This window comes from Clostridium sp. (genome assembly GCF_034179595.1).
GTDB lineage: Bacteria > Bacillota > Clostridia > Clostridiales > Clostridiaceae > Clostridium.
Genome location: NZ_JAXFPT010000034.1, coordinates 42,058 through 55,654, shown reverse-complemented (window position 1 = coordinate 55,654; position 13,597 = coordinate 42,058). Strand labels below are relative to the sequence as shown.

General features: G+C 24.8%; 18 protein-coding genes and 1 pseudogene. 14 read left to right on the top strand and 5 right to left on the bottom strand.

The window, feature by feature from the left end:
- Positions 1-86: 86 nt before the first annotated feature.
- A complete protein-coding gene (locus SPJ33_RS04195; RefSeq protein WP_321116725.1) occupies positions 87-230 on the bottom strand; it encodes a hypothetical protein in 144 nt (47 codons plus the stop codon).
- Between the two features lie 177 nt (positions 231-407).
- Here SPJ33_RS04195 and SPJ33_RS04190 point away from each other — a divergent pair, with 177 nt between their 5' ends.
- Together SPJ33_RS04190 and SPJ33_RS04185 are read left to right on the top strand one after the other, a co-directional pair.
- Positions 408-2,021: a recombinase family protein gene (locus SPJ33_RS04190; protein WP_321116724.1), complete on the top strand. Its 1,614-nt coding sequence runs from the start codon at positions 408-410 to the stop codon at positions 2,019-2,021.
- A 63-nt stretch (positions 2,022-2,084) separates the two neighbouring features.
- Positions 2,085-2,588, top strand: a pseudogene (locus SPJ33_RS04185) (FAD-dependent oxidoreductase); the annotation flags it as partial.
- Between the two features lie 54 nt (positions 2,589-2,642).
- Here the strand turns inward: SPJ33_RS04185 and SPJ33_RS04180 are convergent.
- Both SPJ33_RS04180 and SPJ33_RS04175 read right to left on the bottom strand, forming a co-directional pair.
- Positions 2,643-3,077 carry a GIY-YIG nuclease family protein gene (locus SPJ33_RS04180; protein ID WP_321116723.1) on the bottom strand — a complete coding sequence of 145 codons (435 nt, stop codon included), beginning with the start codon at positions 3,075-3,077 and terminating at the stop codon, positions 2,643-2,645.
- A 286-nt stretch (positions 3,078-3,363) separates the two neighbouring features.
- Entirely contained in the window at positions 3,364-3,702 is a 339-nt protein-coding gene (locus SPJ33_RS04175; protein WP_321116722.1) for a hypothetical protein, read from the bottom strand.
- A 231-nt stretch (positions 3,703-3,933) separates the two neighbouring features.
- On the opposite strand from SPJ33_RS04175, the gene SPJ33_RS04170 reads away from it, so the two are divergent.
- Positions 3,934-4,812 carry a ComEC/Rec2 family competence protein gene (locus tag SPJ33_RS04170; RefSeq protein WP_321116721.1) on the top strand — a complete coding sequence of 293 codons (879 nt, stop codon included), beginning with the start codon at positions 3,934-3,936 and terminating at the stop codon, positions 4,810-4,812.
- Between the two features lie 85 nt (positions 4,813-4,897).
- Here SPJ33_RS04170 and SPJ33_RS04165 read toward each other — a convergent pair whose 3' ends face one another.
- Positions 4,898-5,098, bottom strand: a complete 201-nt coding sequence (locus SPJ33_RS04165) for a hypothetical protein (RefSeq protein WP_321116720.1) — start codon at positions 5,096-5,098, stop codon at positions 4,898-4,900.
- A 25-nt stretch (positions 5,099-5,123) separates the two neighbouring features.
- Here SPJ33_RS04165 and SPJ33_RS04160 point away from each other — a divergent pair, with 25 nt between their 5' ends.
- From SPJ33_RS04160 to SPJ33_RS04130, 7 genes are all read left to right on the top strand, one after another.
- A complete protein-coding gene (locus SPJ33_RS04160) occupies positions 5,124-5,441 on the top strand; it encodes a hypothetical protein (RefSeq protein ID WP_321116719.1) in 318 nt (105 codons plus the stop codon).
- Between the two features lie 149 nt (positions 5,442-5,590).
- Positions 5,591-5,806, top strand: coding sequence for a hypothetical protein (locus tag SPJ33_RS04155; RefSeq protein WP_321116718.1), 216 nt, complete (start codon positions 5,591-5,593; stop codon positions 5,804-5,806).
- Positions 5,807-5,808: 2 nt separating this feature from the next.
- On the top strand, positions 5,809-6,090 hold the full coding sequence (locus tag SPJ33_RS04150; protein WP_321116717.1) for a spore coat protein: 282 nt from the start codon (positions 5,809-5,811) through the stop codon (positions 6,088-6,090).
- A gap of 261 nt (positions 6,091-6,351) precedes the next feature.
- A complete protein-coding gene (locus SPJ33_RS04145; RefSeq protein WP_321116716.1) occupies positions 6,352-7,704 on the top strand; it encodes an SH3 domain-containing protein in 1,353 nt (450 codons plus the stop codon).
- A gap of 114 nt (positions 7,705-7,818) precedes the next feature.
- Positions 7,819-8,184, top strand: a complete 366-nt coding sequence (locus tag SPJ33_RS04140) for a phage holin family protein (RefSeq protein ID WP_321116715.1) — start codon at positions 7,819-7,821, stop codon at positions 8,182-8,184.
- Positions 8,185-8,381: 197 nt separating this feature from the next.
- The gene (locus SPJ33_RS04135) at positions 8,382-8,915 is read left to right on the top strand and encodes a deoxyuridine 5'-triphosphate nucleotidohydrolase (RefSeq protein WP_321116714.1); all 534 of its coding nucleotides are present in this window, start codon (positions 8,382-8,384) and stop codon (positions 8,913-8,915) included.
- A 281-nt stretch (positions 8,916-9,196) separates the two neighbouring features.
- Entirely contained in the window at positions 9,197-9,814 is a 618-nt protein-coding gene (locus SPJ33_RS04130) for a DedA family protein (RefSeq protein WP_321116713.1), read from the top strand.
- Between the two features lie 24 nt (positions 9,815-9,838).
- On the opposite strand, the gene SPJ33_RS04125 is transcribed toward SPJ33_RS04130, so the two are convergent.
- Positions 9,839-10,078, bottom strand: a complete 240-nt coding sequence (locus SPJ33_RS04125; RefSeq protein ID WP_321116712.1) for a hypothetical protein — start codon at positions 10,076-10,078, stop codon at positions 9,839-9,841.
- A gap of 252 nt (positions 10,079-10,330) precedes the next feature.
- On the opposite strand from SPJ33_RS04125, the gene SPJ33_RS04120 reads away from it, so the two are divergent.
- The 4 genes from SPJ33_RS04120 (at position 10,331) to SPJ33_RS04105 (ending at position 13,575) form a co-directional block, all read left to right on the top strand.
- A complete protein-coding gene (locus SPJ33_RS04120) occupies positions 10,331-10,957 on the top strand; it encodes an IS607 family transposase (RefSeq protein WP_321116711.1) in 627 nt (208 codons plus the stop codon).
- Positions 10,935-12,065, top strand: coding sequence for a transposase (locus SPJ33_RS04115; protein ID WP_321116710.1), 1,131 nt, complete (start codon positions 10,935-10,937; stop codon positions 12,063-12,065). Before SPJ33_RS04120 ends, SPJ33_RS04115 begins: the two co-directional genes overlap by 23 nt.
- Before the next feature lie 174 nt (positions 12,066-12,239).
- Complete coding sequence (locus tag SPJ33_RS04110) at positions 12,240-13,079, top strand: pyridoxamine kinase (RefSeq protein ID WP_321116709.1); 840 nt, start codon at positions 12,240-12,242, stop codon at positions 13,077-13,079.
- Positions 13,072-13,575 (top strand): TIGR04002 family protein, encoded by a 504-nt coding sequence (locus SPJ33_RS04105; RefSeq protein ID WP_321116708.1) that lies wholly within the window; start codon positions 13,072-13,074, stop codon positions 13,573-13,575. Before SPJ33_RS04110 ends, SPJ33_RS04105 begins: the two co-directional genes overlap by 8 nt.
- The last annotated feature ends 22 nt before the right edge of the window (positions 13,576-13,597 follow it).

Here is a 13,597-nt window from a genome sequence, read left to right as displayed (position 1 = left end):
AAGTAGTACCATATTGGAATTATAAATATTAAGAAAGTTACAAATTTTATAGTCTATCTAGTGTTTTTGAGGTATTTTTTTATACCTCATTTTTTATTATATAAGTAGTGTATTATAGCTTGGACTTCTTTATTTGAACATTCTGTTATAAGTTTATCAGTTTGGAAATTAACTATATGATTAATTATTGCACTTAGATCATTTGGTAAATTTACTTTTATATTAAACATGAAATCACCTTATTTAAGAATTTATTTTAACTATATTAAATCATTATATGTATATAGACATTAGTTAGTTACAATAGATATTAAATCATTTGGAAAAAGAATAAAAAATATTATTTATATATAGATATAAGTATCAGATGTATTAATATTTTTAAATTTAAAAAATGAGGTAATTAAATGAAAATAGCAATATACAGTAGAAAGTCAAAGTTTACTGGTATGGGGGATTCAATTGAAAATCAATTAGCTATGTGTAGGGAATTTGCTAAGTCTAAATTTAAAAATGAAGAGTTAGAATTTGATGAATATGAAGATGAAGGCTTTACTGGAAGTAATCTTAATAGACCTAAATTTAAGGAGTTAATGAAAAATATTAAAAAATATGATGTTTTGATTTGTTATAGATTAGATAGGATAAGTAGAAATGTAGCAGATTTTTCTTCGACACTTGAGGTGCTTCAGAGTTATAATTGTGATTTTATAAGCATAAGAGAACAATTTGACACATCAAGTCCAATGGGAAGAGCAATGATTTATATATCATCAGTATTTGCTCAACTTGAAAGAGAAACAATTGCAGAGCGTATACGTGATAATATGCTTGAAATGGGTAAAAAAGGATATTGGACTGGTGGAAGAGTTCCTCTTGGATATGAAAGTCAAAAAGTTAAATGGTTAGATGAAGAAGGTAATGAAAGAAAATCTGTAAACCTTGTTATAAATAAAGAAGAAGCTAAAATTGTTGAAATGATATATGATGTATATCTTAAGGAAGGCTCACTTCATAAAACAGAAGTATGGTTTAAAAGTCATAACATTAAATCAAGGCAGGAAATGTTCTTAGAAAAAACATCATTAAAGTTAATATTGCAAAATCCTGTATATGTAAAATCTACTCCAGAAGTAGCTGATTTTTTGAAAAATGATGGATGGAATGTATATGGTGAAACAGATAAAATTCACGGATTTTTAAGCTATAATAAAACTGAAAGTATAAATGTAAATGGTAAAATTACTAAGAAAATAAAAGATAAGTCATTATGGATAGCAGCTATAAGTAATGTTCCAGGTATTATTGATTCAGATATATGGCTTAAAGTACAATTTCAACTTAAAAGAAATAAAGATAGTTTTCCAAAAAAAATATCTAAAGTAAATAATTCTATTCTTACAGGTGTATTAAAGTGTGCAAAATGTGATAGTAGCATGATAATTACACATGGAAAAGTATCTAAGAAAACTGGTAAAAAACTCTTTTATTATGTTTGCTCAATGAAAAGGCGTTCAAAAAGTAAAGTTTGTAATTCTAAAAATTTAAGAGCAAAGGATATAGAAGAAGTTGTGTTAAGTGAAGTAGAAAAGATTTTTTTAAATAAAAAAGAATTTGCTAAAAACTTAAATGAAAAATTTCTAGAAATACAAAAAGATAAATCTAATATTCTAAAAAAGAAATCCATACAAAAACAGATAAAAGAAAAGAATAAACAAATAGGATGCTTAGTAAACAAACTTAGTATAGATAATGATATTGCTGATATACTAGTAAGTAAAATAAAAGAATTGAAAAAAGAAATTAATATGTGTGAAGATGAGATTAAAAAAATAGATGCTGAAAATTTCTCTAATAATGAAGTTATAAATGTAGATAGTATAGAAAAAATATTAAATAAATATACAAGTATATATAATTTAAGTAGAGAAGAGCAAAGAAAATTAATAAATATTATTATAGATTCAGTTTATTATAATAGCGATACAAATGAGATTATTATAAACTTTATTGAAAATTAGAAAAGTATATAGAGAAATAAAAGAATAAAAAATTATAAAAATAAAGGTTGTTTTTTTGTTTATACTGGACATGCTAAGTTAATGACTACCTATTATCCATTAAAGAAGCTTAGAAAAATTAAGGGATTAGAAAAAGCGAAGTATGTAGATCCTTATGCAGGAAGTAAAGGGAATTCTATAAGATATCTTTCTGTAGCGCCAAGAAGTAACGATATGAGAGTTGATGGAGTACAAAATTTATTATGTGGTGGAGAAAAGTCAGGACTTTTTGTTGGACATACAGAAGCTATATGTACAGGAAGTTTAGCTGGTCATAATGCTGTAAGGCAAGTTATGGGAATGCCTTTATTAATACTTCCAAGAAGTCTTGCAATAGGTGATTTAATTGCATATGCAAATGAAAAATCTAGTACAAGAGAAGGAAGAAAGGGAAGATATACATTTGCAGGATCAGAGTATTTTAAGAGGATGCAAGATAAGGGACTATATACTACAGATATAAATGAAATAAAAGATAAGATTAAAAAACTAAATCTTGATAATATATTTGAACAAAAACTTTGCTAGTTAAAATAAAAAAGACTTTTTCATAACAGAAAAAGTCTTTTTTATTTATTTTTATTAATTTGTTTGTAAACTTTGTTTATATTCTAAAGCTTCAGCTAACTTAGTAAATTGAATTTTATTATTCATCTTTTTATTTACGAAAGTTTCTATTTCTGATAATTTAACTTTAAAGAATTCTTTTCTACAATTTACTTTGTTTACTCTATATGAATCAAAGTGATTATGTAATTCTTTTTCTAATGCAGGAGCATCGTCACTAGGTATTAGAGCATGGACATCGAAATTAAATGGAACAGATGCATTACTTAATTCTTTTATTCTATCGTTAGGGTCTAATCTTCTTGTAACACCTATTTTATAAACATCTTCTCCAAATGATCCTATATTAGAAATTATATAAACATGGCCAGCTTTAGTTTGTTCTGCCATAGATATTGCTCTTTGATTTTTCTCTTCAGCCATTTTAATTTTTTCTTTTAATGAATTCATTTCAAGTAATAACTTTTTCTTTTCATCTTCGGAAGCTTTTTCTAATTCTGATTTTGCCTTAAAAAATGCTTTTTGATATAATTCTTCTTCTTTTTTGGCTTCTGTTTTAAGTTTTTCTATTTCAGTTTGAACTTTAGCTTCTTCTCTTATTTTCTCCTTTATTATTCTTTGTTCTTCACGTTCTTCTTGAATTTTTAATAAATATTCATATTGTAGTTGAAGTTCATCTATTTTTAATTTAAAGAAGTCAGTACTTATTGAAATTTTATATTTAGAAATAAGTTCATTAATTTGTTAGATTTAAGCAAACTATTTCTTTTAAGTAGTCAAATTGATTTTTTAATTCATCTAATTTCAATTTTTCTAAATTTAACTCATCTTGTTTTTTAGATATATTACTTTGAATTTCTTTTAATATATTTTGTTTTTCTTTAAAAGTATTTTCAGAGTTTAAAATTTCTTTGTCTAAGTTTTCTTTATAGAAAATAGATTTTTCATTCTTTTTAAAGAGTATATATAAAATTGATGAAAGAATAGCTGATAATATTCCGATTAAAGGAATAATTGAAGAAATTAAAGAAATTACTATCATAGATATGATTAGTATTTGAAGTTTTTTATTCATATTTTCCTCCTAATTTTTTAATATTTAACAGTAAATATTATCATTAATTACAAAAAGAATCAACATATTACAACTTATATAATTTAATAAAAATAAAATCTGTATATACTGAATTTTGTAAATTTATAAGTTATAAGGGGTTTATTTATATAATGTTTAATGGTAAAATTAATATCGGTTTTAATATATAAAAAGTTTTATATATTAAATATTTTACTAGGGGGAATAAAAATGAAAAAACTAATGTGTAAATTAACTTCTTTATGTGTAGCTTTTTCTTTATTTGCTACAATACCAACTGAAGTTTTTGCAGCATCTAAAAAGCAAAACATGAAAATTGAATTTATAAATGTGGGGGCAGGAGATGCAATATATATTGAAGCTCCAGATGGAACAGATATACTAATTGATGCTGGAAGTTCTGGAAAAGGGAAAAAGGTTGTTAGTGAATTATTAAAACAAGAAAAAAATATGGATTTAGAATATGTAATATCTACACATCCAGATGCAGATCATGCTGGTGGATTACAAGAAGTATTTAAAAAAATGAAAGTAAAGAAATTTTACTATCCAAAAGATATCCCATATACAACTAAAACTGCAAAATCTGTTTTAAATTTAGCTAAAAAAGAAAAGGGCTGTAAAATTTATGATGCTAAAAGTGGGACAAAGCTAAAAATTGGTGGAGCTACATTTGAATTTATTCAAAGTAGTAAAGATTATAAAACTGATAATGAAGATTCAGTAATGACATATATAAATTATGGAAATTTAAAAGTTTTATTAACTGGTGATGTTGAAAAGGGAGCAGAAAAAGCAGCTAAAAAATATAATGTAGATGTACTGCAAGTACCTCATCATGGTTCTAAATATTCATCATCAGATGAATTTATAAAGAAATATGATCCTGAAAAAATAGTTATAAGTACAGATGGCAAAAGTTATGGACATCCAACTAAAGAAATGTTTAAAAGATATGCTAAGTATGATAAAAATATAGATGTTTATAGAACTGATAAAATAGGTAATATAGTTCTTAATGCAAACGGTAAAAAGTGGTGGTTTGATAAAGATGACAAGCCAGTAAAAGTAACTAAATATGCAAAATAATATACTTTAAATATAAAATTATTAATTGTTTAAAAAAAGCTATTAGATTAAATTCTAATAGCTTTTTTATATATTTATTAACTTTTTAGCTCATGCTAGCATCCCTTTTAAAAGTCTTAGATAAAGCTTCTTCACCAAGGTTTTTAATACCTAAATCTATTTTTTGTAACATTTGTTCCTTATCTCTAGGAAGCATACCTAATACTGGTATAACATTAGTAGTATGTACACAATAAAAAGGAACATTTTCTAATTCTATATTATTAATTAATGTTTTTAATTCCATTAAGTTTTCTATTTCAGAAGCTTCTATGAAAGTTCCTTCATTAACTTGCTTTTCAAGTTGTGTTCCTTCAAATACTCCTAAAGTTCCAACCCATATAAGACTTGGTTTAGTTTCATTAAGGAATTTTGCAGTTTCTTTAGCGTTTTCTTCTCCATGTCCTTTTCCAGCTACTCCAAGTATTAGTAATGCAGCGTGGTTTATGTTTGCTTTATTTAATCTTTCTAATTGTTCTTTAGCTTCTTTAAGGTTATGTCCTTTATTTATCTTTAATAAAACTTCATCAATACCTGATTCTACTCCAACATATAAATCATTTATTCCTAATAATCTTATTACTTATTAATATAATTGTTAACTATAATATTTGCTTAAAGTCTTATATAAAATACTCGTAAATGATGATTAAGCAAATAATTGAAAAAATCGTAAGTTTAATAATAAAAATATTACACAATATAAAAAAGAAAAATAATTATGATGGAGGATTAAAATATGAAGAAAGTTTCTGAAGTAGAAATTCTATCTTTAATAGGACTTTTAAAGATGGAAAATAATGCAGTTAAAGCACAAAAAGCTATTAATGCACTAATAACAGATGAAGATTTAAAAAGACAAGGTGAAGCTAGTGTGCTTGCAGCTGAGGGGAGAATAAAAGCTCTTAAAACATTCATTAAAGAAAATCAAGATTCAATTAAAAAGGGGGAATAAGAATGCAAAATTTAATTTCAAGTTTATTAAATGGAAAAAATGAAATAGCTAGTGAAGTTATAGCTATGAGTATGCTTGTAGCAGCAAAGGAAGGGGCTAAGATGTATTTAGATGCCACATTAACTAGTAGTAATCCAGAACTTAGACTTATTTATTCTAATGGATTAAATCAAATGGTAGCTGGACATTCTGCAGTTACAGAATTAGCTATATGTAAGAAGTGGATAAATCCAAATACTCAATTACTTGAACAATTATCAGATGTATATAATAAGTCAGAATAATAAATTTATTTAAAATTTTTAATTATAAAAAAGATAGTTTTTATTGAAGCTATCTTTTTTTATTGTAATTTAAGAATAGAATTTTATTATGATTAAAATAATATTCTTAAAAATATATGAATTGTTTGTAGAACAAGTAATGATGGTGTATAATTGAAGAATAAAGTGAAAAAAATGTAAATTATAAAACAAAAAATATAATTTTACTTTAATATTGATTAATAGAAATAAAATATTGAATTACAGAGGAGCAAAAAAAGTATGAAACGAAAAGAAATTACATCATTGTTAATTGGAGCTTGTATCTTAGGAAGTATTATAGGATATGTACCTACAGTTGCAAATGCAACAATAAATACTAAAAGTGATATTTCAGAAGCTATAGTTAAAGATAAAGTTGCAATTAAGAATAATAATGGAAAAATAGTTGGATATACTAACCCTTATGATGGTATAGATGTTAGAGAGTTTAATAAAGATGTGTGTAATGTAACAACTCAATTTGGATTAAAAGGAAATGTAGAAAAAAAGGATTTACAATTTATAAAAAGTGATTTAAATGAACAATTTGAAAGCATGAATGAAGATGGACATGTTGTAAATGTAACAACAGGCTTAAATCTTAGAGAAAAAGCTACTACAGATTCAAATATAATTGGAAGCTTAGAAAATAATACTAATGTTAAAATTATAGGTAAACAAGGAGATTGGTATAAAATATCTGTAGATGGAAAAGAAGGCTTTGTTTATAGTAGTTTTGTAGATGAAGGAAAGAACATAGATAACAATAAAAATAAATCAAGTAATGAAAAAGTAGCTCCTAGACAAAATCTTAATAATTACTATGAAGACATGAAGGATACTGGAAATTGGAATCATGTTTATAATAGTGGATTTACTATTGGAGTTAGTGGATTTACTGTAAATTCAAATGAAATTAAGTTCTTAACTGATGGTTCATTTACTTCAAGTGAAGAAGAGGAAATACTTAAGGTGTTTGAAAAGATAACTCCAAGTGCTGTAGACGAAATAAAAGATGCTCTTGATAGTGGTAAAAACTTCTCAGGAACTTTTGATGGATTACATATAAGTGCAGCCTTTGATAAGTTTGGTCAAATAACTATAACAAATGATGGAGATTCATACGAAGAAGATTTAAATAAGGATAATAGAGAAGAAGTTAAATCTGAAGAAAAGCAAATCGATAAGAATGATAATAAAGTAGATTCTAAGAAAAATGTTAAAGAAAATACTAAAGTAGATGATAAAAAGGTAGACAATAAATCAGAAGAAAAACAAGATAAAAAACAAAATACTGAAAATACTAAAGTAGATGATAAAAAAGATTCTAAAGATAATAATAAATCAGATGATAATCAAAATTCTAATGTAGAAGATAAACAAAATACAAAAGAAAATTCTGATGAAAAAGAATCTAATCAAAAAGAAAATAAAAGCAATTCTTTAGATAACAAAAAAACTGTACAAGCAGATGATAAATTAGATAATAATGTTGTTAAAACAAGTGTTAAATCAGATGATAATCAAAATACACAAATAGATAGCAATAGATTATTAGCTGATAATAAAGACTTGGAAGCTCAAACTAAATAATTTTAAATTTTGAAATAACCATGTAAATTTGTATGGTTATTTTTTATGGTATATTTTTTTATCGTTAGTAGAAACTATCTATGATAATAAAATTAATTTTTAGGAGGTATAAAAATGGCAGACAATAGAGAAAACTTAGGAAACACTAATGGTTTTCTTAAGTTAGTTGTAAGAATAGTATTATTTGCGATTATTCTAGGTTTAACATCATTTTTTACACCAGGATTTAATATCAATGGGTTATGGTCATTTTTATTAGCAGCAGTTATAATAAGTGTTTTAGATTATTTAGTAGAAAGATTTATGGGCGTTGATGCATCACCTTTTGGAAAAGGAATAAAAGGATTTATTATAGCCGCCATAATAATATATTTGACACAATTTTTAGTTCCAGGTATGAATACATCAATAATAGGTGCATTAATAGCTGCTTTAATTATTGGAATATTAGATGCAATAATACCAGGAAGAGTTATGTAATTATAAACTAAATTAGAGAGGATTATTTTTCCTCTCTAATTTTTTATCTTTTTACAAATATTAAAATATTTTTTATTCTTTTATATGATCTATATCTATTTTTAAAATATAAAAATAATCTTATACTAACTTATTTGAAAATTACATTATAATAAAGTTATAATATTAGATATTTGTAGTTTTAAGGAGAGATAAGAGTGTTAGATAAAGATTTAATAAGAGAAATAGTTAGGGAAGAATTAAATAAACCAATTCATTTAGATATAATTTATCATGATAAAAACATGCCAAGATTAGAAAAAATAGATAAAGGAAATTGGATAGATCTTAGAATAATTGTTGGTGGAAAGAAAAATGGTGTAAAGTTAACAGAAGAGGATTTTAAAGATGGAATCTTAAAATATAAAGAAGGGGATACTATGATGTTATGCCTTGGTATATCATTAAATCAACCTAAAGGATATGAAATTAATATTGTGCCAAGAAGTTCTACATTTAAAAATTATGGATTAATTCAAACTAATCATTATGGTGTAGGAGATGATACATATGTAGGGGATAATGATATATACTATTTCCCTTGTTATGCATTAAGAGATGGACAAATAAATGTTTATGATAGAGTTTGTCAAATGAAGATTAATAAAATCATGCCAGAATTAATAATAAGTGAAAAAGAAAGCTTTGGAAATGAAAACAGAGGTGGATTTGGAACTACTGGAACTAAGTAATTTACATAAAAAAGAAGCACTTATAAAATTGTAAGTGCTTCTTTTTTAGTTTTAGATATAATCTTATATAAAATACTCGTAAATGAAAATTAAAATAAATAAATAAAAATATTATACATAATAAAAAATAAGAAACATATATATTAACTAGAATAAAAATAGGAGATGATATTATGAAAGAATTATTTATATTTATTACTTCAGCTTTAATAGGATCGGGACTTGCTATAATTTGCTTTAATAGAGGACAAAGTAAAGCATAAAAGGTTTGGGGTATATAAATGAGCGATATTATACAATGGATAATAGCATTTGCAGAATCTTTAGGATATGTTGGAATATTTATTAGTGTGGCTTTAGAGTACGCATGTTTTCCTATATCAAGTGAGATATTATTGCCATTAATAGGAATACTAGTTTATAATGGTGAATTAAAATATTTATTTGCAATTATTACTTCAATTTTAGCAGGTATAGTTGGATCAACTATATGTTATATTATAGGTGTTTTAGGTGGAGTTCCACTCTTAAATTATAGCAAAAAAAAATTTCCTAAGACCAGAAATACAATTAATTCTTTAAATAATTGGTTTTTAAAATATGGTAAAATAACTGTATTATTGGCTAGAATAGTTCCAATAACAAGAACATATATATCTATACTAGCTGGTGCTCAAAGATTAAATTATATAACCTTTATAACATACTCATCCATTGGAATTGCATTTTGGAATACAGTACTAATATTAATAGGATATTTCTTAGGGGATAATTTTGACGTTATAACTGATATATTAAAAAGATACTCAAATATAGCAATATTTTTACTAGTAGCAATATTTGTTTTCTCTAAGTTAAAAAATAATAAAGAAAAGATTATTTCTAAAATAAAAAAATAACCTGAATTTATACAGGTTATTTTTTTAATAGTCAATTCCGCAAGATTTTACGTTTTCTACGTTATCTGAACTACAAGGTGTTACAGCATAAGTCATCTTACAGTTTGGGCATTTAAATACTAATGTATCCATTATAAAAGTTTCACCACATGAACATTTAATGCTATGATTAACCTTTGTTGGCATATTTTCAAATCCCTTACTTCTAACTAAATCTGCAACTGCCTTTCCATCATTTCCTAAAGATGAACATCCACAACTCATATTACTACCTCCTAAAATTTTATTTGTCATTATTATATAATATTTTTTAAAATAAATCCGTAACATATGATACATTAATAATTAATGTACCGATACATTATGATAGGAAAAATTTATATGATAATATAAATAATATATATTTTTTATTTTAGGAGAAGGTAAATAACAGTTGAAATAAATCTATAAATATATATAAAAATATATTAAAATTTTATAGATATTTTTGTATAATTCTATTGAGGTGATAAATATATGAATTACTATTCAATAGGAGAATTTGCAACAAAGATAGGTAAAACTATTCAAACTCTTAGAAATTGGGATAGAAATGGAACTTTGAAACCACATCATGTTACGGCAGGTGGTACAAGATATTATTCACAAGAACAACTTAATCATTTCTTAGGCTTAAAATCAGAGCAACAATTAAATAAAAAAATTATTGGATATTGTAGAGTTAGTTCCTATAAACAAAAAGATGATTTAAAAAGACAAATTGAAAATGTAAAAACATATATGTATGCAAAAGGTTATCAATTTGAAATTATTTCAGATATAGGAAGTGGAATTAACTATAATAAAAAGGGGTTAAATCAATTAATAGATATGATTACTAATTCAGAAGTTGAAAAAGTAGTAGTTCTTTATAAAGATAGATTAGTTAGATTTGGATATGAATTAATAGAAAACCTATGTAATAAATATGGTTGTGTTATTGAGATTATAGATAATACTAAAAAATCAGAAGAACAGGAATTAGTTGAAGATTTAATTCAAATAGTTACAGTATTTAGTTGTAGGCTTCAGGGGAAAAGAGTAAATAAAGCTAAAAAAATGATTAAGGAGTTGTTAGAAGTTGATACTTGCAAAGAAAATTAGATTATTTCCAACCAAAGAACAAGAGCAAAAGCTATGGCAATCTGTTGGTACTGCAAGATTTATCTATAACTGGACTTTAAATAGACAAGAAGAAAATTATAAAAATGGTGGTAAGTTTATTAAAGATAGTGATTTAAGAAAAGAGATTACCAAACTTAAAAAGAATGAATTATCTTGGCTTAATGAAGTATCTAATAATGTAGCAAAACAAGCTGTAAAAGACTGTTGTAATGCATATAAGAGCTTTTTTAAAGGTTTAGCAGATAAACCTAAATTTAAAACCAAGAAAAAATCAAAACCATCTTTTTATAATGATACCGCTAAATTAAAAGCTAAAGAAAAGTCAGTATTAATTGAAAAAGTAGGTTGGATAAAAACTAAAGAACAACTACCTGTAAATGTTAAATATACTAATCCAAGAATAAGTTTTGATAATAAATATTGGTATTTATCTGTTGGTATTGAAGTAGAAAAACCTAATATTAAATTAACTACCGAAAGTATAGGAGTTGATGTTGGTATAAAAGATTTAGCTATATGCAGTAACGGAATGACTTTTAAAAATATCAATAAAACTAAAGAAGTTAAAAGGCTTAAAAAAGTTTTAAAAAGAAAACAAAAAAGAGTTAGTCGAAAATATGAAATGAATAAAATAAAGAAAGGTGGTGAAACCCGTTGTCAATATAAAAAGACTAACAATATCATAAAACTTGAAAAAGAAATTAGATTGCTTCATAGAAGATTAACTAATATAAGAAGTAATCACATTCACCAAACAACGAATAAAATAGTGAAAACCAAACCATTTAGAGTTGTTATGGAAACACTTAATATAAAAGATATGATGAAAAATAAATATTTATCAAAAGCTATATCTGAACAATGTTTATATGATTTTAAAACTAAAATGAAATATAAATGTGAGTTTTATGGAATAGAATTTGTAGAAGCAGATAAGTGGTATCCATCAAGTAAACTATGTAGTAAGTGTGGAGCTATCAAAAAAGATTTAAAACTTAGCGATAGAATATATAAATGTTCATGTGGACTTAAAATAGATAGAGATTTTAATGCAAGTATAAATCTTTCAAGATACAAATTAGCATAATATCACTAAGAAAGATAATGCTAATATGTACGATTCGTTGTATCGGAATTTAAGCCCTCGGAGAGTTATATCAAATAAAAGTAGATTACTATTTATAGTTTTCAAAATTGAACTCGTAGAACAGGGAATTAAACAATATTTATAGATATTTATAGATTATTGGCAACGGTTAAAATGTATAAACAAAAAAGAGCAGTAATAGTAAATGATTTATCTGGGATAGGTAAGTGTTCTTTATCGGTTGCAATTCCTCTTCTTTCTGTACTTGATATAGAAGCATGTGCATTACCTACAGCTGTATTATCAAATCAAACAGCATTTGATAAATTTTCATTTTTAGATTTAAGTGATAGCATGAAAAATACTATAGAAATATGGAAAGAAACTAATGAACACTTTGATGCAATATATACTGGATTTTTAGGATCTAAAGATCAGATAGAAATTATAAAGGATTTAGTTAAATTTAATGATAAGGCTTTATTTATAGTTGACCCTGTAATGGGAGATAATGGCGCTATGTATGATACATATACAAAAGAGTTATGTAATAGTGTTAGAGAATTAGTGAGTATGGCTGATATAATAACACCAAATATAACAGAGGCTAAAATATTACTAGACGAAAATTTAGATTATTTTGATATAAATAATCTAAAAATTGATCAAATAAAATCTATAGCAAAATCTCTTTCAAAGCTTGGACCTAAATATGTAATAATAACTGGAATACTAATAGATGATAATATTTTAAATATCTTATATATTAAAGAGAAAGATGAGTTTTATATAGAGAAATATTTTTATAATAATTATAGCTATAGTGGAACAGGAGATATATTTGCATCTTTAATAACTGGATATTCATTGAAAGGATATGATATAAAAATAGCACTTAAAAAGGCTTCAAGCTTTATAAAAAAAGCAATAGATAAAACTATGCATAATTTAAGAGATCCAAGATATGGAGTTCAATTTGAAAGCATATTAAAGGAGGTTTTGTTAGATGAATAATAAAATAAAGTTATTGATAAAAACAGCTTTATTTATTGCAATGATTATAATTATGACAACATTTTTATTGCATATACCAACAGGGATAAATGGAGGATATATACATCTTGGAGATGTTTTTATATTTTTAGCAGCAGTATTTTTGCCTAAAAAATATGCTATTTTAGCAGCTATTATAGGAGGAGGTTTGTCTGACATTTTATCAGGCGTAGCTATATGGGCTATTCCAACTATGATAATAAAACCACTATTAACGCTTAGCTTTACTAGTGAAAATAAAAAAATATTATGCAAAAGAAATATAATTGCAGCAATATTAAGTATTTTTATAACTTATATAGGATATTCTATTGCAAATGGAATTTTTGCACACAATATATTATTAGGGTTTTCAATAGCTAGCTTGGATTTAGTTCAATCAGTATCTAGTGCAGTTATATTTTTAATCATAGGTAAAGTTTTAGATAAACTTAATTTAAGAGAAAAGCTTAATTAATAAAAGTCTCTTCTTACCTTTT